Source organism: Amycolatopsis sp. NPDC051128 (assembly GCF_040682715.1).
In the GTDB taxonomy this organism is placed as follows: Bacteria; Actinomycetota; Actinomycetes; order Mycobacteriales; family Pseudonocardiaceae; genus Amycolatopsis.
In genome coordinates, this window is the sequence record NZ_JBFBBN010000005.1 from 120069 (window position 1) to 142862 (window position 22794).

The 22794-nt window shown below is 69.4% G+C and carries 20 protein-coding genes; 15 read left to right on the forward strand and 5 right to left on the reverse strand.

Annotation, left to right across the window (positions count from 1 at the left end; translation table 11 throughout):
- Nucleotides 1-210: 210 nt before the first annotated feature.
- Nucleotides 211-936 carry a hypothetical protein gene (locus AB0M82_RS08115; RefSeq protein WP_364718684.1) on the forward strand — a complete coding sequence of 242 codons (726 nt, stop codon included), beginning with the start codon at nucleotides 211-213 and terminating at the stop codon, nucleotides 934-936.
- 7 nt (nucleotides 937-943) lie between these two features.
- On the opposite strand, the gene AB0M82_RS08120 is transcribed toward AB0M82_RS08115, so the two are convergent.
- A complete protein-coding gene (locus AB0M82_RS08120; protein ID WP_364718685.1) occupies nucleotides 944-2272 on the reverse strand; it encodes a right-handed parallel beta-helix repeat-containing protein in 1329 nt (442 codons plus the stop codon).
- Nucleotides 2273-2337: 65 nt separating this feature from the next.
- Between AB0M82_RS08120 and AB0M82_RS08125 the strand changes: the two genes are divergently transcribed.
- Entirely contained in the window at nucleotides 2338-3486 is a 1149-nt protein-coding gene (locus AB0M82_RS08125) for a Dyp-type peroxidase (protein ID WP_364718686.1), read from the forward strand.
- Here AB0M82_RS08125 and AB0M82_RS08130 read toward each other — a convergent pair.
- The gene (locus AB0M82_RS08130) at nucleotides 3483-5063 is read right to left on the reverse strand and encodes a LuxR C-terminal-related transcriptional regulator (protein WP_364718688.1); all 1581 of its coding nucleotides are present in this window, start codon (nucleotides 5061-5063) and stop codon (nucleotides 3483-3485) included. The two genes, AB0M82_RS08125 and AB0M82_RS08130, sit on opposite strands and share 4 nt — an antisense overlap.
- A 614-nt stretch (nucleotides 5064-5677) precedes the next feature.
- On the opposite strand from AB0M82_RS08130, the gene AB0M82_RS08135 reads away from it, so the two are divergent.
- The gene (locus AB0M82_RS08135) at nucleotides 5678-5800 is read left to right on the forward strand and encodes a hypothetical protein (protein ID WP_364718690.1); all 123 of its coding nucleotides are present in this window, start codon (nucleotides 5678-5680) and stop codon (nucleotides 5798-5800) included.
- A gap of 166 nt (nucleotides 5801-5966) precedes the next feature.
- Here the strand turns inward: AB0M82_RS08135 and AB0M82_RS08140 are convergent, their stop codons facing one another.
- Together AB0M82_RS08140 and AB0M82_RS08145 are read right to left on the reverse strand one after the other, a co-directional pair.
- A complete protein-coding gene (locus AB0M82_RS08140) occupies nucleotides 5967-6371 on the reverse strand; it encodes a VOC family protein (protein ID WP_364718691.1) in 405 nt (134 codons plus the stop codon).
- A 31-nt stretch (nucleotides 6372-6402) separates the two neighbouring features.
- Nucleotides 6403-6549 (reverse strand): hypothetical protein, encoded by a 147-nt coding sequence (locus AB0M82_RS08145; RefSeq protein ID WP_364718692.1) that lies wholly within the window; start codon nucleotides 6547-6549, stop codon nucleotides 6403-6405.
- A gap of 99 nt (nucleotides 6550-6648) precedes the next feature.
- Here AB0M82_RS08145 and AB0M82_RS08150 point away from each other — a divergent pair, with 99 nt between their 5' ends.
- The 4 genes from AB0M82_RS08150 to AB0M82_RS08165 all read left to right on the forward strand — a co-directional run bounded on the left by AB0M82_RS08150 (nucleotide 6649) and on the right by AB0M82_RS08165 (nucleotide 11577).
- Nucleotides 6649-7317 carry a TetR family transcriptional regulator gene (locus AB0M82_RS08150; protein ID WP_364718693.1) on the forward strand — a complete coding sequence of 223 codons (669 nt, stop codon included), beginning with the start codon at nucleotides 6649-6651 and terminating at the stop codon, nucleotides 7315-7317.
- 188 nt (nucleotides 7318-7505) lie between these two features.
- Complete coding sequence (locus tag AB0M82_RS08155; protein ID WP_364718694.1) at nucleotides 7506-8975, forward strand: ABC transporter substrate-binding protein; 1470 nt, start codon at nucleotides 7506-7508, stop codon at nucleotides 8973-8975.
- Nucleotides 8975-10735, forward strand: coding sequence for an ABC transporter permease subunit (locus AB0M82_RS08160; RefSeq protein WP_364718696.1), 1761 nt, complete (start codon nucleotides 8975-8977; stop codon nucleotides 10733-10735). The genes AB0M82_RS08155 and AB0M82_RS08160 overlap by 1 nt, the downstream gene beginning before the upstream one ends.
- On the forward strand, nucleotides 10735-11577 hold the full coding sequence (locus AB0M82_RS08165) for a HAMP domain-containing sensor histidine kinase (RefSeq protein WP_364718697.1): 843 nt from the start codon (nucleotides 10735-10737) through the stop codon (nucleotides 11575-11577). The genes AB0M82_RS08160 and AB0M82_RS08165 overlap by 1 nt, the downstream gene beginning before the upstream one ends.
- Before the next feature lie 105 nt (nucleotides 11578-11682).
- Here the strand turns inward: AB0M82_RS08165 and AB0M82_RS08170 are convergent, their stop codons facing one another.
- Entirely contained in the window at nucleotides 11683-13068 is a 1386-nt protein-coding gene (locus tag AB0M82_RS08170) for an MFS transporter (protein WP_364718698.1), read from the reverse strand.
- Nucleotides 13069-13175: 107 nt separating this feature from the next.
- Here AB0M82_RS08170 and AB0M82_RS08175 point away from each other — a divergent pair, with 107 nt between their 5' ends.
- The 8 genes from AB0M82_RS08175 to AB0M82_RS08210 all read left to right on the forward strand — a co-directional run bounded on the left by AB0M82_RS08175 (nucleotide 13176) and on the right by AB0M82_RS08210 (nucleotide 22423).
- Nucleotides 13176-14144, forward strand: coding sequence for an Lrp/AsnC family transcriptional regulator (locus AB0M82_RS08175; RefSeq protein WP_364718700.1), 969 nt, complete (start codon nucleotides 13176-13178; stop codon nucleotides 14142-14144).
- A gap of 678 nt (nucleotides 14145-14822) precedes the next feature.
- Entirely contained in the window at nucleotides 14823-15143 is a 321-nt protein-coding gene (locus tag AB0M82_RS08180; RefSeq protein WP_364718701.1) for a prepilin-type N-terminal cleavage/methylation domain-containing protein, read from the forward strand.
- 88 nt (nucleotides 15144-15231) lie between these two features.
- Nucleotides 15232-16326, forward strand: coding sequence for a PilT/PilU family type 4a pilus ATPase (locus AB0M82_RS08185; protein WP_364718702.1), 1095 nt, complete (start codon nucleotides 15232-15234; stop codon nucleotides 16324-16326).
- Nucleotides 16323-18119: an ATPase, T2SS/T4P/T4SS family gene (locus tag AB0M82_RS08190; RefSeq protein WP_364718703.1), complete on the forward strand. Its 1797-nt coding sequence runs from the start codon at nucleotides 16323-16325 to the stop codon at nucleotides 18117-18119. The genes AB0M82_RS08185 and AB0M82_RS08190 overlap by 4 nt, the downstream gene beginning before the upstream one ends.
- Complete coding sequence (locus AB0M82_RS08195; RefSeq protein WP_364718704.1) at nucleotides 18116-19321, forward strand: type II secretion system F family protein; 1206 nt, start codon at nucleotides 18116-18118, stop codon at nucleotides 19319-19321. The genes AB0M82_RS08190 and AB0M82_RS08195 overlap by 4 nt, the downstream gene beginning before the upstream one ends.
- The gene (locus tag AB0M82_RS08200; RefSeq protein WP_364718705.1) at nucleotides 19321-19791 is read left to right on the forward strand and encodes a type II secretion system protein; all 471 of its coding nucleotides are present in this window, start codon (nucleotides 19321-19323) and stop codon (nucleotides 19789-19791) included. Before AB0M82_RS08195 ends, AB0M82_RS08200 begins: the two co-directional genes overlap by 1 nt.
- A complete protein-coding gene (locus AB0M82_RS08205) occupies nucleotides 19785-20420 on the forward strand; it encodes a prepilin-type N-terminal cleavage/methylation domain-containing protein (RefSeq protein ID WP_364718706.1) in 636 nt (211 codons plus the stop codon). Before AB0M82_RS08200 ends, AB0M82_RS08205 begins: the two co-directional genes overlap by 7 nt.
- On the forward strand, nucleotides 20417-22423 hold the full coding sequence (locus AB0M82_RS08210) for a hypothetical protein (protein ID WP_364718707.1): 2007 nt from the start codon (nucleotides 20417-20419) through the stop codon (nucleotides 22421-22423). Before AB0M82_RS08205 ends, AB0M82_RS08210 begins: the two co-directional genes overlap by 4 nt.
- The last annotated feature ends 371 nt before the right edge of the window (nucleotides 22424-22794 follow it).

Here is a 22794-nt window from a genome sequence, read left to right on the forward strand (position 1 = left end):
ACCCCTGTGCGTCCGGGTTCTCCGGCTCATCGTCATCCCCCTGCGAAAGTCGTCGTGAACCGTCACAGACAACCAGAACGGCGTCCCCCATGTGCCGAATGATCGGGTGAATCAGGGGGTGAATCGGCAAGGCTGTTAACGTCCTGCCTCGTGCCGAGTATGCGAACCCAGCAACGCCTTCCGCGGCGCCGACGCTTACCGCCGCGCTGGGTGGCGGTCGTCATCGGCATCGCGGTTGCCGCGGTGGCCGGGCCGGCCACGTTCCTGATCGTCGACACCCGTGCGGAGCCCGCTGGGCCGCGTGCGTTGACCTCGGAAGAGGCGAACCGGCTGGCGATCGCGCGGTTCCGCAACTACGAGGCGGGAGGCCGCGCGGTGACGATCACCGTGCCGACCACCGCCGGCGGGCTGGTCATCACCGGATCCATCGATTACCGAGCCAAGCTCGGTTACGGCGTGGTGCGCGGCACCGGGCGCGACACGTCGAGCGACGGGCTGATCCAGTGGAACACCGCCACCGTGTTCGTCCACCCGATGGCGAATACCCCCACGGAGCCACCCGCGTCGCCGCCCGGATCCGATTGGCAGCGCCGTCCGCTGCGAACGTCCGGCAGTTCGCTGGACAGTTCGTTGCTCATCGCGCTCAGCCTCGGCAGCGACCGGCCGGACAACGCCGAACTGCTGCCGCAGAACGGCGCCGCCTGGGTCGGTCAGGACCAGGTGGACGGCCATCCAGTGGACGTCCTGTCCGGACCGGCCGCCCGCGGCAAGCCCGGCACCGCGGGAAACACCCGCTACTGGGTCGGCTCGGACGGCACCATGCACCGGGTCCAGGCCGACGTGGCTTCCGAGCCCCAGCCGGTGGTCGTCGATTTCGACGCCACCCGGACGTACGTTCCGGTCCAGCCGGCACCCGGAGTCACCCCGACGGGGTAGCCATCGCTCAAGATGTCCGCACCAGCGCGCCATCGGCCAGCAGTGACGCCGGCGGCAGCGGGACCTTCTCGATGTCCGGCAGCGCGGGAACGGCCGGAACAGCGGTGGGGCCGGCGGTGGCGTCCGGGAACTGCGGCTGCGGGGCGGCCGGGGCCACCTCGGTGAACGGGATACCGCGAGGTGGCTTCGGGTTCGGCCAGGCGCCGGACGGCCCGGACGGCTGGCCGGCGACCCGGCAGGACGCGGTCGTCGCGAGCTGGGCGGGTGCCGTCGTCGCGAGTTCGTTGCCCCGCAAGCAGTTTCCGCGTCCTCGGGTGGCGGTCGGGAACGTCCAGCCGACGTCGACGCCGTTGGCGGTGAAGGTGTTGTCCACGATCTGGTTGCCGTTCGGCGGCACGTCGGCGGTCGCGGTGATCACCAGCCCGGCGTTGACGTTGCCGTCGACCCGGTTGCGGACGACCTGGTTGTCACTGCCGCCGTCGATGCCGATGCCGACGCCCCACCCGCCGTCCGCCTGTTCCGGCGTCGAGGCCTGCTGGTTGGCCGCGATCAGGTTGCCGACGACGTGGGAACCCTGCTGCGGTAGCAGCTTCTCCTGGTGGTCGGAGTTGGTGGTGAGCCCGACCCGGTTGCCGGCGAAGCGGTTGCCGACCACGTACACGTCCCCGCTGGCGTTGGTGCCTTCATAGCCGACCGCGTTGAGTTCGGCGATGTTGTCCCGCACCACGATGCGACAGGGCTTGCATTGTCCGACGTAGATCCCGGAGTCGGCCGAACCGGACGCGTACGAGTGTTCGATGGCGCCGTCCTGGGCGGAGAACGCGTAGATGCCGTACAGCCCGTTGCGGGTGGCGGTCACGTGGGAGACCAGGAACGACTTCAGGAAGGTGACCGGCTCGTCGCCGGTGTCGTAGCCGCCCTGCCCCGGAGTTCCGCCTGCCGCCGCCGCCGAACCGGTGACCAGGACCCCGTTCTGCGTGTTGTTCCGCACGGTCAGGTTCTCCACGGCCACCCCGGGCGCGGTGACGACAACGCCGTTCGGGCGCTGCAACTGACCGTCGATGACGACCGCGTCCCGTGACTCGCCGCGAAGGGTGACCTGAGCCGTTCCGACCTTGACCGACTCGTGGTAGACGCCCGGCGCGACCAACACGAGATCACCGGATCGGGCGAGGGACACCGCATCGGAGATCGTCGGGGCGTCGGCCGGCACCCGGATCGTCACGTGTTCGCCGGCCGGTCGACTGCCCTTGCCTGATCCGTCGTCGTCAGCGCCGCAACCGGCCAGTGCGAACACCGGCACCGCCACGATCACGGCAAAACTGAAACGAAGCATGAATCCCATTCTGGCACGACCACGGGATTCGCCGTCGGTAGGGGGAATCTGGCACTCTTCACACCGTGGGCCGAATCGAAGACAAACCGTCACGCCGCGCTTTTCTCGGTGCCGGCGCCACCATGCTGGTCGCCGGCCTCACCGCCGGGTGCGAACCGGGTTCCGCCCAGCCGGGGCGCGATGCCCCCGCGGCCTCCGCGGCGGTGTCGCCGACGGGTCCGCATCAGGCCGGCATCACGCTCCCCCGCGAAGCCCAGCCCAATCTGCTGGTCGTGGTGGCCGACGTCGATGACGGCGCGGCCGTCGGCCCCCTGCTGGCCGAACTCGGCGAGGCCGTCCGCACGCTCGCCGCAGGCACCGACGCCCGGCTGCTGGGCCTGCCACCGGGCGATCTCACCGTGACGATCGGGGTCGGCCCGCGACTCGTGCGCAGGGCTGACCCTTCGTTGCCCGGCACGGCGGATCTCCCGCAGTTCTCCCGCGAGCGGATCGACCCGCGAGCACGTGGCGGGGACCTGATGGTGCAGATCTGCGCGGGCGACGCGGTCGTCCCGCCGATCGTCGCCGCGGCGCTGCTGGGTCAGGCAGGCGACCGGCTGCGTGAGCGCTGGCGGCAGTCCGGACGCCGTGGTTCGACCAATCCGGTGAACGAGGGCCTGACCGCGCCGCGGAACGTGTTCGGCTTCATCGACGGCATCGTCGGCCCGCACACGACCGCCCAACAGCAACGGGACCTGTGGCTGACCGGGCCGGCGCCGGTCGCCGGCGGCACCATCGCCGTGCTCCGGCGCATGGAACTCGACCTGCCGCGGTTCGCCGCACTGCCCGTAGCCGCACAGGAAGCGGTCTTCGGGCGACGCCGGGACACCGGCACACCGCTCTCCGGCGGCACCATCGCCTCCGACCCGGACCTCGGCGCCAAAACGCCGGACGGGCGCTACCTCGTCCCGGCCGACGCCCACCTTCGCCGGGCGCACTCCACCGCGGTCGGCGTCGGCCTCATGCTGCGCCGTTCCTACACCATCGACGAACCCGCACCCGGCTTGCTGTTCATCAGCTTCCAGAACGACATCCGGACGTTCACCAACACCCTCACCCGCATGGACAACGGCGACGCACTGCTGTCCTTCACCACCACCACCGCCGGCGCGAGCTTCCTGGTACTCCCCGGGTTCGACGAACGACACCCGCTCGGCGCGACACTCTTCCGCTAGAGGAGGCCGAGCTCGTGAGCCCGCATCAGCGCGCCCTCGCGGCTGGACGCGCCGAGCTTGCGGTAAGCGCTTTTCACCTGTGTGCGCACGGTGTTGACGGACACGACGAGCTTGCGCGCGACCTCCCCGATGGTCAGGCCGGCGTCCAGTTCGGTCAGGACCACTTGCTCGCGGTTGGTCAGCTCCACCAGTTCGACGCGTTCCGGGAACACCGGCCGTGCCCGGGCCAGACGCTGGGCCGCCTCGTCGGTCAGGGAAAGGCCGCCCAGCCGGATCACCTCGTCGCGATCGGCCGGTGACAACGAGGCGAGCGAGAGCACTTCACCCGGCGTGCGCACGCGGTGGACCGGCACGAGCGACCGGCGTGCCTCGTCCTCGTCACCCATGCGCAGTGCGGCGATCGCCTTGAGCAGCAGCATCTGCCGGGCGTCCCGACGCGATGTGGTTTCGTGCCAGGACGTGCGCGAGGCCATCGCGCGGACGGCCTCGTACTCGCCGTTGAGCAGGCGGATCCGGGCGGCCGGCAGCGCCAGCCACGACCCCTGCGGGTCCGTCTCCTTGATCAACCTCAAGGCGCGGGTGGCCTGGCCGGTGGCGATCAGCAGCTCGACGTGGGCACGTCGGATCACCCGGAAGGCGGTGCCCTGCCCGACGAGTTCGGGGGCGTGACCGAGCGGGAGCGTGCCCAGGTGGGCCAGCGACGCCGCCGGGTCGCCGAGGTACAACCCGTGTGCGAACGTCAACGCCGCCACGAAGGGCCAGACCTCCAGTTGCCTGGTGCCGTCCCCGGTGACCTCCAGCCGGTCGGCGAGGCTCGCCTCGTCGTAGCGGTCCAGCGCGTCCCAGCCCTGCGCGATCGTTCCGCCCACGGTGAGCAGGAACCGGACCCGCTCGGACGGTGACTCGAAGCCACGCATCCGTTCAAGCCACTGGTGGGCGAGGACGCCGTGACCGAGATGCGCGAAGATCATGGCGAGATTCGCGGCGGCATTGAGGGCGGTGGCCACCGTTTCCGGCTCGACCGTCGCACGCTCGTACGCCTGGCGGTACCACCCCACCGCCGCCGGGAAGTCGTCCATCAGCGAACGCGTCAGACCTCGCTGCATGGCGAGCCACCCGGGGCGCGGTTCCTCGTCGGCGCCGGGCAGCGAGCTGAGCTGCGCCGCGCGGAGCGTGAGGCGCTCGCCCAGTTCCTCGGCCTCGGCGCTCGCGCCTCGCATCCGCAACCCGATCATCGCCGCGGTGCCGACCGTGACGAGGGTCGCCACCGACGTCTCGCCCGCGATGTCCATCGTCGCCGCCAGGCGGGTGCCGAATTCGGTGTAATGGCGCAGATATGGTCTGAGTTCACTCGCAACGGGTTGGCTCATCGCGTGGTAAGCGCTGATCCACGAGATCATCAGGCGTGGGCGGGCGCGCAGTTCCTCGTCCGGAACCTGGCTGAGCACGAATAGCAGACGGCCGGCGAGGTCGCCGTCCACGGCGAGGATGTAATGCTGGTCGCACAGGGCTTCGAGCGCGGTCCAGTCGCGGTCCTCGGCGATCCTGGCCAGCGTTTCCGGTAAGTCGGCAACCAACGCACGAGCGGGCTGCGTTCTGTGCGGCACTGTCTCTGCCCTCCCCCGGGCCAAGCCGATATCTCGCGCTCGGTTTTCCGTCCCGTTCACTCCTGTGGACAGGAGATACCACCCTGGCACGCAGACGCAGTAACCGTCACCCCCGACAACCGGGTGAATTCGACCTCGATCAGGTCAACGGGTAAGCCACAAATCGAGGGGTTCTGTCAAACGAAACGAACCGTGTAACTCGGGTGGAAGGAAACGCTTGCGTTCGGGGTGGTGTCCGCCATGGACCCAAACTTGGTCGGCGTGGCCGGTCGCCGGTGGCCGGGTGACCTGGTGCGCATCGAGGACTCGGTCGGGTCCGGGCTGCTCGGCAGGTTCGAGGACCGCGCCCTGCTGGACTCCGGACACCGGCGCGTCACCCATTTCGGTGATCTCCGACCTCGGGCGTCATTCCGGTCGCGGCCGGTCCTCTTGGTTGACGCCGAGGTGATCGGTCCGGCACGCCCCTCGTCGGCCGCCCGGGGCCCGGCAAAGTCTCTTGGGGAGGGGTGGCTGCGAGGGGTTTCTTGGTGTCGCCGCCCGGATGCGGCGGAAAGCGACTTTGCCGGAACTCTTCCTTCGAGCGCATGCTGGACATGACGGGGATGCGGGCGGTGCTCGACACCTATCCGAGCCGGATCGCCGCGGTCACCGCAGGCGATCGCGACCAGTTCATCCGGCAGATGCGGTCCCTGTGGACCCGGAGTTGACCGTGCTTCGGGCCAGTCTCCGTATCGCTTGAACAGGCTGAGCCGGTGGGGCCGCCGCTCAGGCTCGCCGTCGCGTGGTGAGCCGCAAGTCCGGAGCCACGCGGGCAGTCCCGGCAATCGTCCGTGAATGTCGCATTGAGGGACTTGAAGTCCCTCAATGCGACATTCACGGTCTATTCATGCCGTCCGGTGTGGCCCACTCGACGAACTGGACGACGACGCCGCTGGGGTCGGTGACCTGGAAAAGGCGTTCGCCCCATGGCTCTTCGCGCAGCGGCATCGTGATCTCGACGCCCTCGGCGCGCAGTCGCGTCTCCTCGGCTTCCAGGCCGGTGACGGTGAAGGCGAGGATCAGGCCGGCCGCACGCTGGTCGCGTTGGTTGGGCGGCAGGACCTCGATGCCTCGCCGGAGCAGGACGATGTCGACGGCAGCGTTGTCGACGCCTCGGGTGAGGGAGGCGAATCCGTCGCCGGCGGCCTGTTCCTGGTAGCCGAGGTGCTCGGTGAAGAAGGCGTGGGAGGCGGCGACGTCGTCGACGGTGAGCGAGATGGTGGAGGCCGTGATTCGCAAGGGGGTTCCTTCCAGGGGGTGGGGATGATCGTCAGCGGGCGCCGCGCCGTGGGATGGCGCGGCGGGGGTTCGGCGCCGGGGACCGCACGACACGGTGCTGTGCCTGGCGCCATTCGTCGCGGCGGCGCCGCACCGGGTCCGAAGCCGGCTGGGACTTGCCGAGGTGGCGGTTGCGCATCCAGTGGTTCCCTTCGGGGTAACTTTACGACGGACGTAAGATTAGCCGGAGCACCGGGTACTGTCAACATACTTTTACTACGGTGGTAATATTCGTCTCATGGATGCCAGGACGGGTGCCCCGCTGGGTCTGCGGGAGAGCAAGAAGCAAGAGACGCGGCAGTTGATCTCCGACCACGCGACCCGGCTGTTCATCGAGCAAGGCTTCGAGAACACCACCATCGCCGAGATCGCCGCGGCCGCCCGCGTCGCGAAGAAGACGGTGACCAACTACTTCGCACGCAAGGAGGACATGGCCCTCGATCACCAGGACGAGTTCGCCGCCACCCTGGCTCGCGCCGTGACCTCCCGCCAGGCCGGCGAGTCCGCGCTCGCCGCGCTTCGCCGTGTCTTCGAGGCCGCTGTCGCGGCGGAGGACCCGGTCGCGGGCTTCTCCGGCCCGGAGTTCTCCCGCATGATCACCGACAGCCCCACCCTGTCGACCTGCCTGCGCGGCTTGCACGACCGGCGCGAACAGGCACTGGCCGAAGCCCTCGCCGACGCTGTCGGCGCGCGGCCGGACGACATCACCGTCCGCACCGTCGCCGGGCTGCTCGGCGCCGTGCACCGCGTCCTGTTCCAACGCATCCAGGACCTGACCCTGGCCGGACACGCCAACGGCGAGATCGCCGAGACCGCCGCGAAAGACGCGGCCCGAGCCTTCGACCTGCTCGAACCGGCGCTCGGCGACTACGCGGTCGCCGAAGACACGGCGGCGCGCTCGGAGTAGCGCGGGTTCCTGGACCACCCATCGTTGCGACCTCAATCACCTTGGGTGAGTATGGCTAGCCTTGCCTCATATGCTGACCTGGCCCTGCCCCGCACGCGCCTGAGCCGACCGGGGACGACACTTTCCGCAGGACAGGACTGACCGTGCGTTCGACCCCTCGACTTCTCGTGGCGCTTGCCCTTGTCCCCTTGCTGGGAGGCTGTTTCTCCGGCGCCGGCGCCGGCGCCGGCGCCTCGGACACCGCGGGCGGCCGGCTGCGCGTCGCGCTGGCGGTGCCGCCGGCGCAGGCCCTGTCCCCGTACAGCAACGACGCCACCGCGCTGGGCAAGCTGTGCGTGGCCGAGGGACTCACCGCGCTGGACCGCGACGGAGCCGCCGCGCCCGCGCTGGCCACGTCCTGGACTCGCCAGGACGCCACCACCTGGGTCTTCCGGCTGCGCCAGGCGAAGTTCCACGACGGCACCGACTTCACCGCCGCGTCGGTGGTCAACGCGCTCGACCACGCCGGTGCGGCCAAGCCCAAGCCCCGCGTGCTCAGCGACGTGACGCTGACCGCGAAGGCGGACGACGCCGGCACCGTGACGATCCGGACGAAGACCGCCGACCCGGTGCTCCCGCTCCGGCTCGCCAGCCCCGCACTGGGGATCTTCTCCGCGAAGGCGTACACCGCCGCCGGGACCGTCAGCCCCCTCGGTACCGGAACCGGCCCCTTCAAGATCACCAAGCTCACCGGCAAGACGCAGGCGACCCTGGACCGCTTCGACGGCTACTGGGGCGGCAAGGCGAAGGCCACCGGTATCGACGTGACGTGGATCGCCGACGGCACCGCCCGCACCAACGCCCTGCGCGCCCACGAGGCCGACATCGCCGAATGGATCCCGACCGCCCAGGCGCCCCTGCTCGACCCGGCCACCCGGCACGAGGTGTCCTCAGTCCGGGCGGACAGCCTGATCCTCAACACCTCCGCCGGAATCTTCACCGACCCGGCGTTGCGGGCCGCCGCCCGCGGTGCCGTCGACAGCTCGGCCCTCGCCGGCTCGGTCTTCGGCGGCTACGCCGACGCCGCCCACGGCCTGTTCGGGCCGGCCATCCCCTGGGCCGCCAGTCGGCGGGTCGAGGTGAGCGGGCGGGCGCAGGCCGCGACGGTCGCGGAAACCCGGTCGAAGACGCAGGGCCGGACGCTGCGCCTGGCCGCCTACACCAACCGCGCCGAGCTCCCCGAGGCCGCGACCGTCGTGCAGCAGCAGCTGGAGCGGGCCGGCTTCACCGTGCAGCAGGACGTTCGCGAGTACACGCAGATGGAGGCCGACCTCCTCGCGGGCAGGTACGACGCCCTGATCCTGTCGCGGGTGACGCTGCTCGACACCGGTGACGCGGTCGCGTACCTCGCCAGCGACTACACGACCAACGGCGCCTACAACATCGCCGGCCTGAAGGACGCCGGGGTCGACCGGGCCGTCGCGGCGGCCGCCGAGGAAGGCGACACCGGGCTCCGGCAGCAGAAGATCATGCAGGCCGAAGCGGAGATCCTGCGCACCGACGCCGTGGTTCCGCTGGTCCACGAGAAGGTCGTGCAGGGCATCGGCACCAACGTCGAAGGAGTGGTCCTCGATCCGCGTGAGCGCTCGCTGATCACCCTCGACACCCATCTCGGGTAGTGGCGGACGCCTCTCCGTGGCGCGCGGGCGCGGGCCGCGTCGCCGCCGGCAGCGCGATGCTGGCAGCCGTCGCCTTCCTGCCGTGGCTGTCCGGTACCGATCCCGCGCTGACGGTCTTGCGAGCCCGATCCGCCGACCAGGCCCCGACCGCCGACCAGCTGGCCGCGGTGCGGGAGCAACTGGGTCTGGACCAGGGGCCGTTCATCCAGCTCGGGCGCTGGCTCGGCGGGCTGCCGCGCGGGGACGCGGGCACGTCCTGGGTGTCGGGCGCGCCGGTCCTGCCCCAGGTCACGAGCGCCCTGGGCGTCTCGGTCACGCTGATGTTCGCCACGCTCGTGGTCACGATCGCGGTGGCCGCGCTGATCAGTGCCCGCACGCTGTCCCTCGGCTCCCGGCGGCGGCTGCGCGACCGCGGCACCGGCGCGGTGGCCGCGTCGCTCGCCGCGCTGCCCAAGTTCCTGCTCGCCTCGCTGCTCGCCACCGTCTTCGGCGTGTGGCTGGGCTGGTTCCCGCCCGGCGGCTGGACCGGCCCGATGTCCATGGTGCTGCCCGCGCTCGCCCTCGGCGTCCCGACCGGAGCGGTGATCGGCGGCCTGCTCGACCACGCCCTGCCCGCCACCTTCGGCGAGCCGTGGGTCAGGACCTGGCACGCCGGCGGGTTTCCGCCGGGCCGCCTCGTCCGGCCCGTGCTGCGCCGCACGCTGGCCGGGGTGCTCCCCCAGCTGATGCCCAGTGTGGTCGGCCTGGTCGGCGGAGCGGTCGCGGTGGAAAAGGTCTTCGACATCCCGGGGCTCGGCCGGCTCGCCCTGGATTCCGCCCTGGCCCAGGACCTCCCGCCGCTGCAGACCGCGACCCTGCTGCTGGCCCTGCTCGGCGTCGCCGCCGGCCTGCTCGTCAAGGCGCTTCGCCACCTGCTGCTCGGCCCCGCCCTGCGCGACGGCGGTCTGGCCGCCCCGCCCCCACCGGCGCTCGGCCGCCGTCGCGCGACCGGCTGGGCGCTCGGTGGCTGCGCGGCCCTTCTGCTCGCCGTCTGCGTCGCCGGGCTGCTGCGCGATCCGTCGCACGTGGACACCGCGGCCCGCCTGCTCTCCCCCTCGGCAGCGCACCCGCTCGGTACGGACGCACTCGGCCGGGACATGCTGGCCCGCCTCGGACACGGGGCACTGCGCACGACGGGCGTGGCGCTCGCCGTGACGGTGGCCTGCGTCGTCATCGGGATGCTGCTCGGCATGGCCGGCGCGGCCGGCGCCGGGCTGACCGAAGTGCTGTCAGCCGTGCCCGCCGTGCTGGCCGGACTGCTGACGACCGCGGTGACCGGACCGTCGGTGTGGGGCGCCGCGTTCGCGGTGTGCCTGGTCGGCTGGACTCCCTACGCCGCCCAAACCGCGGCGCTGCTCGAACAGGAACGGGCGACCGGCTACCTGCAAGCGTCGATCTCGTTCGGCGCCGGCCCAGTCCACCTGTTGCGCCACCACCTGCTGCCCGCGGTGCTGCCCGCCGTCGCCCGCAACGCCGCCCTGCGGCTGCCCACCACGATCCTGGTGCTCGCCTCCCTCGGGTTCCTCGGGCTGGGCGAGCAACCGCCCACCCCGGAATGGGGCCGCCTCCTCGCGGAGAACCAGCCCTACCTGGAGCTGGCGCCGTGGACGACCCTCGGCCCGGCCGGCGCGCTCGTCCTGCTGTCCGTGCTCGCGGCGGCCGGTTCGTCAGCGCGCCGGCCCAAGCGCCGCCGGGCACGTGTTCACCGGCCGGTCTCCTGATGCCGATCCGCGCGATTTCCGCCACCGCGCAACGGCTTTCGGCGGAGAACCTGACCGAACGGGTACCGGTGACCACCCCGGCGGACGAGCTGGCCGCGCTGGCCGGCACCATCAACGGGATGCTGGACCGCATCCAGCGCGGCGTCACCGAACGCGACCGCGTACTGGACAGCCAGCGAATGTTCACCGCCAACGCCGCGCACGAGCTGCGGACCCCGCTGACCACCATGCGCACCGCGATCGACATGACCCTCGACGGCGAACCGAGCCGGGCCGAGCTGCTGACCATGGCCCGCGACGTCAGAACCGCGGTCGAACACAGCAGGCGGACGCTGGACGGGCTGCTGGCGCTGGCCCGCAGCCACCCCCGCGAGCAGCGTCCGACGAACCTCGCCGAGGTCGCCGGGGAGAGCCTCGCCGCCGTCACCCGCGAGGACGTCACACTGCACACCGACCTGCGGCCGGCGCCGGTCAGCGGCGAACCGGTCCTCCTGGAACGGATGGCCGGCAACTTGGTGGACAACGCCACCACGTACAACCACGCCGGCGGCCACATCACGGTGACCACGGGCACCGACGCCGGCCGGGCGTTCCTCCGCGTCACCAACTCGGGCCCACCGATCCGCGCGGAGGAGGCGGAAGAGCTGCTGGAACCCTTCGTCCGCGGCAACGGCGTCCGCACCCACACCGACAGTGGCGCCGGCCTCGGTCTGTCCATCGTGCGCGCGATCGCCGCCGCCCATCACGACGAGGTGACCGTCGTGACCCGCGCGGCCGGCGGCCTGGACGTCACGGTCCGGCTGAGCCGGCTCACCGGGCCGCAGCACGGTGCCGGCTCTTGAACAGGGCAGCGCGGGCAGAGGCGCCGAGCACCGCCTCTGCTCATCGGCGGCTCTCCGCCCGCACCGGCTCGTCAGCGACCCGGCCTGGTCGTGCCGGTCGGAGCGTCAGCGGGAGCCAGTGACGCTCCGACGGGCAGGTGAGGAGGTTTGCCTCGCAGCCGGTTTCGGCACGAAGGCGTAGGCGAGCACGGCACCGACGATCCCGACCGCCGTAGCGGCGATCAGGACCCGGTTCAGCCCGTCCACCGGAGAAGCGCCGCCGTGCTGGAACAACACCCCGAAGATGGCGACCCCGAGCGTCTGTCCGAGCTGCCGAAAGGTAGTCATGGCCCCAGCGGCCATGCCTCCGCGCTCCGGCGGAAGGGCCGCGAAGACCGCGGCTCCCATCGTCGGGCCCATCAGCCCCACCCCGACACCGGTGATGGCCAGCCCCACCGCAACAGACCCGGCAGAGGAACCCGCGTCCAGTCCCGCCTGCAACGCGCAGCCGATCCCGCTCAGCAGCAACCCAGTGGTCAGAATCGCGCGAGGAGACTTTCCGTGCAGCGTCCGCCCGGTGATGAGCGAAGTGGCGAAGGATGCCAGAGCGAGCGGCATGAGTGCCAGCCCGGCACGGGCCGGCCCCAGACCCAGCCCCGACTGCAGCCACACCGAGGTATAGACCAGCGCCGCGAAGGCCGCCGTCGAGGCGATCACGCACGACATCACCGCCGCGAAGGCCCCCCGGGAGAACAGCCGCACATCCAGCAGCGGTGCCGCGGTGCGCAGTTCGACGCGGACGAACACGACAAGGGCGAGCGCGGCCACCACCAGCGGAGCCAACACCCCGGGCGCGGTCCAACCCTCGTCCCCGGCCCGTGTCAGCGCATAGGTCAGCGAGCCGCCGCACAAGGCGAACGCGATGACACCCGGAAGATCGATACGCGCCACAGCGGGCCGCCGACCTGCCGTCAGGACGTGAAGAGACAGGGCGATGGTGACGACGACGAACGGGATGTTGACGAAGAAGACCGCTCGCCAGCTCAGATACTGGGTGAGCACCCCACCGAGCATCGGTCCCGCGGCGGCGGCCAAACCGGTCACCGCACCGAAGACACCCATCGCCCGGCCCATGTCGGGACCGCGATACACCGAGCCGATCAAAGCGAACGTGGTCACGGCGATCGCCGCGCCACCGATCCCCTGCACCCCACGGGCGGCGATCAACACACCCACGCCAGGAGCCAGGCCACAGGCCAGCGAGGCGACGCCGAAAACCACCAGGCCGGCCACGTACACCGCGCACGCCCCGAACCGGTCCACCAACGACCCCATCGTCAGCATCAGCACCGCCAGGACCAGCGTGTAGATGTTGACCACCCACTGCAGCTCCGGCAGCGACGCCGGCAGCCCCTCGCCGATGTCGGGCAAGGCCACGGACAACACCGTGGTGTCAAGCAGGAACATGAAGGTACCGAGACAGACCGCCACCAGCGGCCACCATTTACGCATGAGGCTTCCTTCGCAAAGCTTGTCGGACGCCCCTCACCCTCGTGATCCAACCCGCGAGACCGCCAGCAAGCCAGCCTTTCACGGCGGATACTGGCACACTATTCATCATGAAGACGGATACTGTCATCCTGGATGACGTCGATCGCGGTCTGGTGCACGCCCTGCAGATCGACGGACGAGCCCCGTTCCGCCTCATCGGCGAAGCCCTCGGCGTCTCCGAGAACACCATCGCTCGCCGCTACCGCAGGCTGCGTACTGCCGGCATCCTCCGCGTGATCGGCAGCCTCAACGGGACCCGCCTCGGCTACCGCGCCTGGACCATCCGGCTGCAGTGCACACCGGACTCGGCAACCGGCATCGCCAAAGCCCTTGCCGCCCGCCCGGACACCTCCTACGTCTACCTGCTTTCCGGCGGCACCGAAATCTCGTGCAGCACACAGACACCCACCACAGAGGACAGCGAAGCCCTGCTGCTGCACAAGCTCCCGAGAACCAGCCGCGTCACCGCCGTCTCCGCCCATCTGCTGCTCGGGCACTACGCACTGCCCAACAACTGGGCCGGCCCCGCCCAGCTCACGCCCGACCAGGCGGCCCTGCTCACCGCGCCACCCATCGAAGACGCCGAGGCGTCGCTGGGACCTGAAGACCGTCCGCTGTTCGACCTGCTGTCGCGCGACGGACGGGCAAGCCACGCGGAACTCGCCGCCGCGACCGGATGGTCCGAATCGACGGTACGGCGGCGGCTCACCGCGCTACGCCGAGCCGGGGTGCTCACGTTCCTCGTCGACATCCCGCCCGCCGCGCTCGGCTTCGCCGCCGAGGCACGCCTGTGGATCTCCGTACGGCCCTCCGAGCTCACTGCCGTGGCCTCCGCTATGGCGGGCCACCCCGAGGTGTCCCTCGTGGCCCAGACCACCGGACCGACGAACCTGCTCGCGGCCATCAACTGCCGCGACGCCGTAGACCTCGCGCGCTACCTGAGCGAGCGGATCGCCTCGCTGGACGCCATCCACTCACTCGAGACAGCCCCGGTCATCCGCACCGTGAAGCGAGCCGGCGCGCTGCTTCCCAGGTAAGACCTCAGACCCGGCACAGCTCACGTTGCTGGTGGTGCACGGCCGCTGGTGCCCGGTTGCGCGGAGTGGGCCTTATCCGCCATCACCGCGTCACTCGGCGGCCCGGAGGAGGTCAAGTGGTCCAGGATCGAGGTCACCCCGGTCGCAGCGGCTTCGACCAGCCACCGGCGAGCACCCTCGCCGAGGGCGAGGAACGCGACCTCCTCCGGAGTGCGTGTCCTGACCCTCGATCATCGAGGCCGGTGCCTGCTCGGCGACGGCTATGTCACCCGATGGGGTGAACTTACCCCTTCGACGATGATCGTCACGATCGAGAAAGTGGCCAGGTCGTGCTCGGTTTCATTCGCGAACTGACACGAAACACGGTCGTCGCGATTTTTCCTTGATTACCATTCCAATCGGTTCAGGTGCGCGACCAGGCGCGATCCGCCCGACGCGACGACTTCGTGACCGATCCCGGGGCGGCCACCATCGAGTACGAAAAGCGCCGGGGGCGGACATCCGCCCTACACTGTTGAATACAGCGAGTTCACCTCTCCCGAAAATCGGGAACAGGACGCTCGAAGTCGTGCTTGGTGTGGCGATTTCGCCTCGACGTGCCCCTGCGTGTAGCAGCAGCCTTCGAGTGGCTGCGGATATCTAGACAAGATGTTCGAACGCCCTTCTGAAGGGAATTCCATGTATCAGCAACTCCGTGCGGCTCGGCGCAGGGAACACGGCTTCACCCTGATCGAGCTCTTGATCGTCATCGTCGTCCTCGGCGTCCTGGCCGGAATCGTCGTGTTCGGAGTCGCCAAATTCAGCAGCGACGCCAAGACAGCCGCATGCAACGCGGACGTGAAAGGTGTCGATATCGCGGCCTCGGCCTACTATGCCAAGTACAGCACCTGGCCGACTGTTGCGACGCTGGTTACTGACAACTACCTGAAGTCGGCGCCGCCGGCTACGGACGGCATCGCCATTAACGCGACTACAGGTGTTGTGACGGGTACTTGCTGATCAGGCAGTCCGGGGAGGGTGGCCGGGCGCGAGTCCGAGCCATCCAGCCCGTGAGCCATCCGCACAGGAAGTTTCCGGAGGTTCTTCCATGCACGGTCCAGCTGTCGGGAGCGACATCGACGGACTGCTCGATCTGTTGTGGCAGGCCCGTGGCACGGATCTCCTGCTGACCGCCGGAATGTTCCCCCAGATCAGGGTGCACGGCCAGCTCAACCCGGTGCCCGGCCGCCCGGTTCTCACCGGCGAGGCCATCGCCGGACTGCTGGCCGAACTGCTCACCGGCGAGCAGGCAGCCACGTGGAAGGCCGTCCACGAGTACGACTTCTCCTTCGCCTGGCGCGAGCACGCCAGGATCCGTGGCAATGCGTTCAGCCAGCGCGGCGAGACCGCCGTGGCACTGCGGATGATTCCCCGCGAGGTGCCCACAATGGAGGAACTCGGTCTCCCACCGGCACTGCACGTGTTCGCCCGCCAGCATCAGGGACTCGTTCTGGTGACCGGGCCGACCGGATCCGGCAAATCGACCACGCTGGCCGCCGTGATCAACCAGATCAACATCGATCGGGCCTGTCACGTCATCACCATCGAGGACCCCATCGAGTACGTCCACGACCACAAGCGCTCCGCGGTCAACCAGCGTGAGGTCGGCTCGGACACGGCATCCTTCGCCGACGCCCTGCGCGCCGCGCTGCGCGAGGACCCGGATGTGCTGCTGGTCGGTGAAATGCGCGACCTGGATTCCATCCGGTTCGCACTGACCATCGCCGAGACCGGTCACCTGGTCTTCGCCACCCTCCACACCAACGACACCGCGCAGTCCCTGGCCAGGATGATCGACGTGTTTCCCGCCGAGCAACAGGCACAGGTCCGGGTGCAGCTCGCGGCAGCGCTCACCGGCATCGTGTACCAGCGGCTGATACCGCGGATCGGCGGCGGCCTGGTCGCCGCCTACGAGGTGCTGGTGGCCAACACCGCGATTCGCAACCTGATCAAGGAAGGCAAGACCAACCAGTTGCGCAACTGCGTGGTCACCGGTCAACGAGAGGGCATGATCGTCCTGGAACAGTCGCTGTCCGCACTCGTGCAAGCTGGTCAGATCACCTATGAGGACGCCGTTGCGCGCAGCCTGTTTCCCAAGGACATCGAGGCGCGACAACTGCGGCGCGCAGGTGTGACGTCGTGAAGGGACGGAAGCGTGGCCGCTCGGCGGATTCGACGCCGCCGCCGGCAGTGCCCGCCGCGGACGTCGAACGGGTGGCCAAGCCGACGGACATGACGTTCGCGCCCGGCGGCAGCCGGCTCGGCGAAATGCTCATCGACGCCGGGCTGGCCACCAAGGACCAGGTCGTCACGGCTCTGGAACAGTCGGAGCGCGTTGGCAAACGGGTGGGCTCACTGCTGGTCGAGTTGGGTACGCTGAGCGAACGCGACCTCGCCCGGATGGTGGCCAAGCAGCATTCACTGGAATTCGTCGATCTCCGTGACGTCACGCCGGACCCGGTGGTCACCGAACTGCTCAGCGAGGAGACCGCGCGGGCGTTGATCGCGGTCCCACTGGGACTGGAAGGCGAGCGGGTGGCGGTCGCCGTCGCCTCCCCGTCCGAGGCGACGCTGAGGCTGCTGGAGGGGTTCATCGGCCGGCCCCTGACGATCAAGATCGCGTCGCAGACGGACATCGCGGCCGCGATCGGCAACAGCTATCGAGCCCTCACCGCGGTCAGTTCGCAGGTCGAGGCGTTCGAAGCGCGCGATGTGCTGCGCAAGGCGGCGGCCGAGTTCGAAACCGTGGTGGCGAACGAGGACGCGCCGGTCGTGCGGGTCGTGCAGCTCATCATCACTCAGGCCCTGCGGGATCGCGCCTCCGACGTGCACATCGAACCCCAGAAGGACCGCGTGCGGGTGCGCTACCGCATCGACGGCGCCCTGCACACCGTCCTGGACCTGCCTGGCTCCATGGCGTCGGCGGTGGTCAGCCGAGTCAAGATCCTCGCCGGGATGAACATCGTCGAGCGGCGCCGGCCGCAGGACGGTCAGATCAGTATGGAAATCGAAGCCCGCGCGGTGGACATCCGGGTCTCCACCGTCGCGGTCGTCGGTGGCGAAAAGGTCGTGCTGCGGTTGCTCGACAAGAGCCGTCCGCTGTTCGACCTGGCGCAGCTCGGCATGCAGGGGGACATGAGCGAGCGGTACGCCGCCATCTTGCGCTCGCCGTACGGCATGGTCATCTGCGCCGGGCCGACCGGCAGCGGTAAGACAACGACGCTGTACGGGTCACTCACCGAGATCAACAGCCCCGACCGCAACATCATGACCATCGAGGACCCGGTCGAGTACATCTTCCCGTTCATCAACCAGATCCAGATCAACGAGCAGGCCGGTATCACTTTCGCCGGCGGCCTGAAATCCATCCTGCGGCAGGACCCGGACATCATTCTGGTCGGTGAGGTGCGGGACGTGGAGACCGCGCGGATCGCGGTGCAGTCGGCGCTCACCGGACATTTCGTGCTCTCGTCCCTGCACGCCACGGACGCTCCCTCGGCGCTGCACCGCCTGCTGGACATGGGCATCGAGCCGTTCCTGATCGCTTCGTCGGTGACCGCGGTGCTGTCCCAACGGCTGGTGCGCCGGGTGTGCGAGAACTGCCGTGAACCGTATGAGCCCGCGCTGGAGGAAAGGGCTCTGCTGGACGCGATCGGCGGACAGGTGCCGGAGGAGGGTTTCACCCGCGGCGCGGGGTGCAACTTCTGCGCGCACACCGGATACCTCGACCGGATCGGGGTCTACGAGATGATGCCGGTGACCGACGGGATCCGCGAGATGGTCCTCAATCGCGCCTCGCACGACGAAATCCGCAAGGTCGCGCGGAACGAGGGCATGCAGACTCTGCAGGAGGAGGCCGCCCGACTCGTCGCCACCGGGGTGACCAATCCGGCCGAGGTGCTGCGAGCCATCTACCTTGCTGGAGGAAATCGATGACCCGGTATGCCTACACCGCGACCGACCTGGACGGCGAACTGACGCGTGGGGTGGCGAAGGCGACCGACCGCAACGCGGCCGAAATGGCGTTGTTCGAGCGCCAGCTGCGTGACATCCGAGTCACCGAGAAAAAGAGCTTTCTGAAATCGGAGCTGTTCGCACCGCGGGTCAAACGAGTGGCGGTCATGCACCTGTCTCGCCAGCTCGGCGCGTTCATCCGGGCCGGCCTGCCCCTGCTCGACGCGGTGCACAGCCTCGGCGCGGAGGCAACCAACTCCTCGGTGCGGCGGATGATGGAGCAGGTCGAAGACGGGCTCCGGGGAGGCGAGAAACTGTCCGACTGTTTCAACCGGCACCCGAAGATCTTCCCCGAGTTCTACCGCGGAATCCTTCGATCCGCCGAACTCACCGGTGAGCTGGACATCGTGCTCACCCAGCTGGCGAAATACCTCGAACGCGATCTGGAGGCCCGCCGGAAGATCAAGAGCGCGTTGATCTACCCCATGGTGATCGCGTTGATGTCGCTGGTCACCATCACCGTGCTCGCGGCGTATGTCCTGCCCAAGTTCAAGGTCTTCTTCGCCAGCCTCAACGCCGAACTGCCGCTGCCGACGCGCATGCTCCTCGCCGCCACCGATTTCCTCACCCAGTGGTGGTGGGCACTGGGCATCGGGCTGGCCACCATCGTGGTTGTCGTCGCGGCCGGTCTGCGCTTCGAACTCGGCCGTCACCTCCGCGACCGGCTCGTGCTCCGCACCCCCGTGCTCGGCTCCACCGTGCGATTCGCCATGGTCGAGCGCTTCTGCCGGATCCTGTCGTCGATGGTGGGGGCCGGCGTGCCGCTGCCGGAAGCATTGCGGGTGGCCACCGATTCGTTGCGCAACCGGGTGTTCATGTACGCCCTGTGGCGGACACGCGAGGCGATGCTGGAAGGCCAGGGCCTGGCCGGACCGCTGGGGGCGACCGGGCTGTTCCCCAACACCGCGGTGCAGATGATGCGCGTCGGCGAGGAAACCGGAACCCTGGACACCCAGCTGGAGGTCACCGCCGCCTACTACGAGGGCGAGCTGGACTACAAGATCAAGAAGTTGACGGCGTTGTTCGAGCCGGTGGTGATCATCATCATGGGCATCGTGGTCGGCTTCGTCGCGGTGGCACTGGTGTCGGCGATGTACGGAATCTTCAACCAGGTGGACATCTGATGATCGGCCGGAATCCCGGATCGGCGAACGAGCGCGGCGAGACGTTGATCGAACTGCTGATCACGATAACGATCATGGGGATCCTGATCCCGGCTGTCATGGGCGAACTGGTCACCACCATCCTGGTCTCCGACATCCACCGCAAACAGGCCACGGCCGGCGCCTACCTCCACGACTACGCCGAGGCGATCGAGAACCAGGTCATGGCGGGCGGCTACTTCCCGTGCGCCGCGCCCGCGAAGTACGCCGCTCCGGCCGGGTTCACCGTGCCGGAGCCGGACCCGAAGCCGTTCGTCCCCTCGGTGACCTCGGTGAAGTACTGGACCGGCACCGCGTGGTCGGCGACCTGCGGCGCCGACAGCGGGTTGCAGCAGCTCACCGTCCAGGTCGCCAGCCGTGACGGGCGCGCGAGCGAGAAGCTCGTCGTCGTGGTGCGCAAGCGCTGCGGGCTCGGGGAGGCGTTGTGCTGAGCCGCCGGTCCGACGACGGCTTCACGCTGATCGAACTGCTGCTGGCGATCGTGATCCTTGGTGTGATCACGGTGCCGCTGTCCGATGTGATCATCGGCGCGACCCAGACCACCACGACGACCTCCGACCGGTTCGAGGTGTCGCATGACGCGCAGATCAGCGCCGCGTACTTCGCCCAGGACGTCGCCATGACCGGCCTGCGAGACTACTCCGGCCAGATCGCGAACGGCACCGTCCCGTACTCGCCGTCGATCCAGGTCGGCGCGGCGTACAACGCGGGTGGCCAGGTCTGCGGGACGGCCGCGACGCCGGATGCGGTGGTGCGGCTGCTGTCCGACGACTGGGACACCACCACCACCCCGGACGCGACCCGGCGCACGGCGATCATCGCCTACTACCCCAACCCGGCCGGGACCGAGCTGCATCGCCTACGCTGCCTGGGTTCCGCGACGCCGGTGTCCGACACGATCGTCGCCCACAACGTCAAGCCGGGGACTCCAGCGGTCACCTGCGCCAGCACCTGCGCCGACGCGGCCTTGCCGCTGTGGGTGAAGCTCATCTTCACGGCGGTCACGGTCCACGCCGACCCCTATCTCATCACCCTGTTCGGGCAACGGAGGCAGACATGATCCGCCGGCCGAAGGGCGACGACACCGGGGCCGCGCTGACGCTGGTGCTCCTCCTGGTCACCGTGGTCGCGGTGGGCCTCAGCGCGCTGCTGTCGTTCGCCGACACCAGCGTCCGCACCACGGTGAACCTGCGCGGCCAGGCGGCGTCGGCCTACGCCGCCGACGGCGCGTTGCAGGCCGCGGTCAACCAGATCCGTACGAGCACGTTCAAGGGCACGGCCGGCGAGCCCTGCTTCGGCACGTCCGACACGCTGCACCTACCGGACTCCGGAGGCGGCGCGGCGGCCGTGTCGTGCATCGCCGATCCGGCGAAGGTGCTGATCCAGTGCCCGTCGCTGAGCCAGTGCAACCGGCCGGGCAACGCGATCCTCACCCTCGGCACCGGCGGCGAGGACGGGCTCAACATCCAGCAGCCGACCGGTTCGTCGTTCAAGATCCACGGCACCGTCTACTCGAACTCGAACATCAACGTGGTCAACGGGTCGCTCGACACCAACACGGCGGTCTATGCGCGCAGCGGTTGCTCCGGCACGATCCGGAGCACACCGCCGCCTTCGTGCAGCTACGCCGGGTCGAGCCTCGGCGCCGACCCCGGGTACGCGCCGGCACTGACGTCCGTGCCGCCGCTCCAAAAGCTGCCCCCGTGCACCAAGGCCGGCTCGCTGGTGACCTTCCAGCCCGGGTACTACGACGACGCGGTCGGGCTGTCGGCGATGATGTCGAGCAGCAGCAAGTGCAAGGACAGCACGTTCTGGTTCAAGCCCGGCGCGTACTACTTCGACTTCCACAACGCCGCGGCGGTCCGGCCGCTGTCACTGCTCGGTGGCGAGGATGTCTGGACCATCGACAACGGCTATCTGGTCGCGGGCACGCCGGTGGACGACACCGGGCGGATCGTGGCCACGCCGTCGGTGCCGGCGAAGATCCCGGGTGCGTGCGACAACCCCATCGAAGACGCGAATGCGGTCGGGGTCCAGTTCGTCTTCGGCGGCGACAGCCGGCTCGCGGTCAAGGCCGGGCAGGCGGAGATCTGCGGCACCTACAGCGCCACCCGCCCGCCGGTCGCGGTCTACGGCCTGACGTCGGGGGCCGAATCGCCGGTGACCGCCACGCTCACGCCGTCCGGCACGCCGTCCGGCACCTTCACCACCGCCCCGGCGGGCAGCCTGTCCGCTGTGGACGGAAACCTCGCCACCTGGATCAACAGCCTCGGCGGCACCCAGAGCGCCACCGTGACCACGACCGGCTACGCCTCGCCCGCGGCGATCCCGGTGGGCTCGATCCTCCAGTCCGCCCGGGTCCGCGTGGTGCACGGCAACACCGCCGGAACCATCCAGGACAACCTCTCGGTGCAGCTCGCGCCGGCCGGCGCGGTCACTGTGCCGTCGTACCCGGACACGCTCCCGCACACCGACCTGGTCGACGTCGTCGTCACTCCCGCGCTCAGGCAGCAGGTGTACGACGGCACCTTCACCGGCGCGCAGCTGAGTTACACGGCGGCGGTGAAACACAAGGGCACGGAAATGATCGACGCGTTGCAGCTCGAACTCATCTACACCCCGCCCGCCCTGCGTGCCGAGAGCGGCTGCACCCAGCTGCTGTATACGGCCAGTGCCGCGTGCGCGCTGCTGACGGCGGTGAACAACTCGGGCAACCGGTTCTACGTGCAGGGCACGACGTACGCGCCCAAGGCCGTCGTGGACATCACGCTGAACAACGCCACCGAGCCGATCTTCCGCTTCGGCGTGGTCGCCCGGTCGTTGTGGATCAAGGAAACCGGCAGCGTGACGTTCACCGGCGCGGTGATCGAGGTTCCCGACTACGCGCCGGGGTTCGTTTTCGGGGTGTACCTGGCCGCCTACGTCTGCCCTGGCGCGACGACGTGCGAGCCCGGCGGAGCCGCGGCCGCCCGGGCCCGGGTGGCCTATGTGGACGGTGACCCGACGAACCCGGTCGCCGGGGCGAGACAGGTGTCGGTGCTCAGCTGGTCCGGGAACCGGTGACCGTTCAGGCCAGGCCTGAGCGGTCACCAGTAGGCCTGGCCGAGCGACCCGGCCGCCAAGATCGCCACGAGCGCCGCGGCGATCATGAACGGCCCGCGACGTCACCTCACAATTCGCTCCGTTGATCCACGCCCACGGTTTTCGCCTGTGCGTTGCTTACCGGGGGCGGATGGGTTGATTTATCACCACACGAATGCTGCTCACAAGTCGCGATGCCGAGATCTTTCTACCCAGAGTATGTTCGACCTGGGTAATTGGAACGCTGCGTACAACCCGGCGGGCCCGGGATCGGCTAGTATGTAAGTCACCTGCATTGGCCGCGTGGACCAGGTCAGACCCTCTTGGGGTTACGTGAGATCAACAATGTTGAG

Excerpts from the sequence above, each read along its gene's own strand:
- AB0M82_RS08120 (WP_364718685.1), bottom strand. The coding sequence starts at position 2,272 with ATGCTTCGTTTCAGTTTTGCCGTGATCGTGGCGGTGCCGGTGTTCGCA.
- AB0M82_RS08135 (WP_364718690.1), top strand. The coding sequence starts at position 5,678 with ATGCTGGACATGACGGGGATGCGGGCGGTGCTCGACACCTATCCGAGC.
- AB0M82_RS08145 (WP_364718692.1), bottom strand. The coding sequence starts at position 6,549 with ATGCGCAACCGCCACCTCGGCAAGTCCCAGCCGGCTTCGGACCCGGTG.
- AB0M82_RS08150 (WP_364718693.1), top strand. The coding sequence starts at position 6,649 with ATGGATGCCAGGACGGGTGCCCCGCTGGGTCTGCGGGAGAGCAAGAAG.
- AB0M82_RS08165 (WP_364718697.1), top strand. The coding sequence starts at position 10,735 with ATGCCGATCCGCGCGATTTCCGCCACCGCGCAACGGCTTTCGGCGGAG.
- AB0M82_RS08170 (WP_364718698.1), bottom strand. The coding sequence starts at position 13,068 with ATGCGTAAATGGTGGCCGCTGGTGGCGGTCTGTCTCGGTACCTTCATG.
- AB0M82_RS08175 (WP_364718700.1), top strand. The coding sequence starts at position 13,176 with ATGAAGACGGATACTGTCATCCTGGATGACGTCGATCGCGGTCTGGTG.
- AB0M82_RS08180 (WP_364718701.1), top strand. The coding sequence starts at position 14,823 with ATGTATCAGCAACTCCGTGCGGCTCGGCGCAGGGAACACGGCTTCACC.
- AB0M82_RS08185 (WP_364718702.1), top strand. The coding sequence starts at position 15,232 with ATGCACGGTCCAGCTGTCGGGAGCGACATCGACGGACTGCTCGATCTG.
- AB0M82_RS08195 (WP_364718704.1), top strand. The coding sequence starts at position 18,116 with ATGACCCGGTATGCCTACACCGCGACCGACCTGGACGGCGAACTGACG.
- AB0M82_RS08200 (WP_364718705.1), top strand. The coding sequence starts at position 19,321 with ATGATCGGCCGGAATCCCGGATCGGCGAACGAGCGCGGCGAGACGTTG.
- AB0M82_RS08210 (WP_364718707.1), top strand. The coding sequence starts at position 20,417 with ATGATCCGCCGGCCGAAGGGCGACGACACCGGGGCCGCGCTGACGCTG.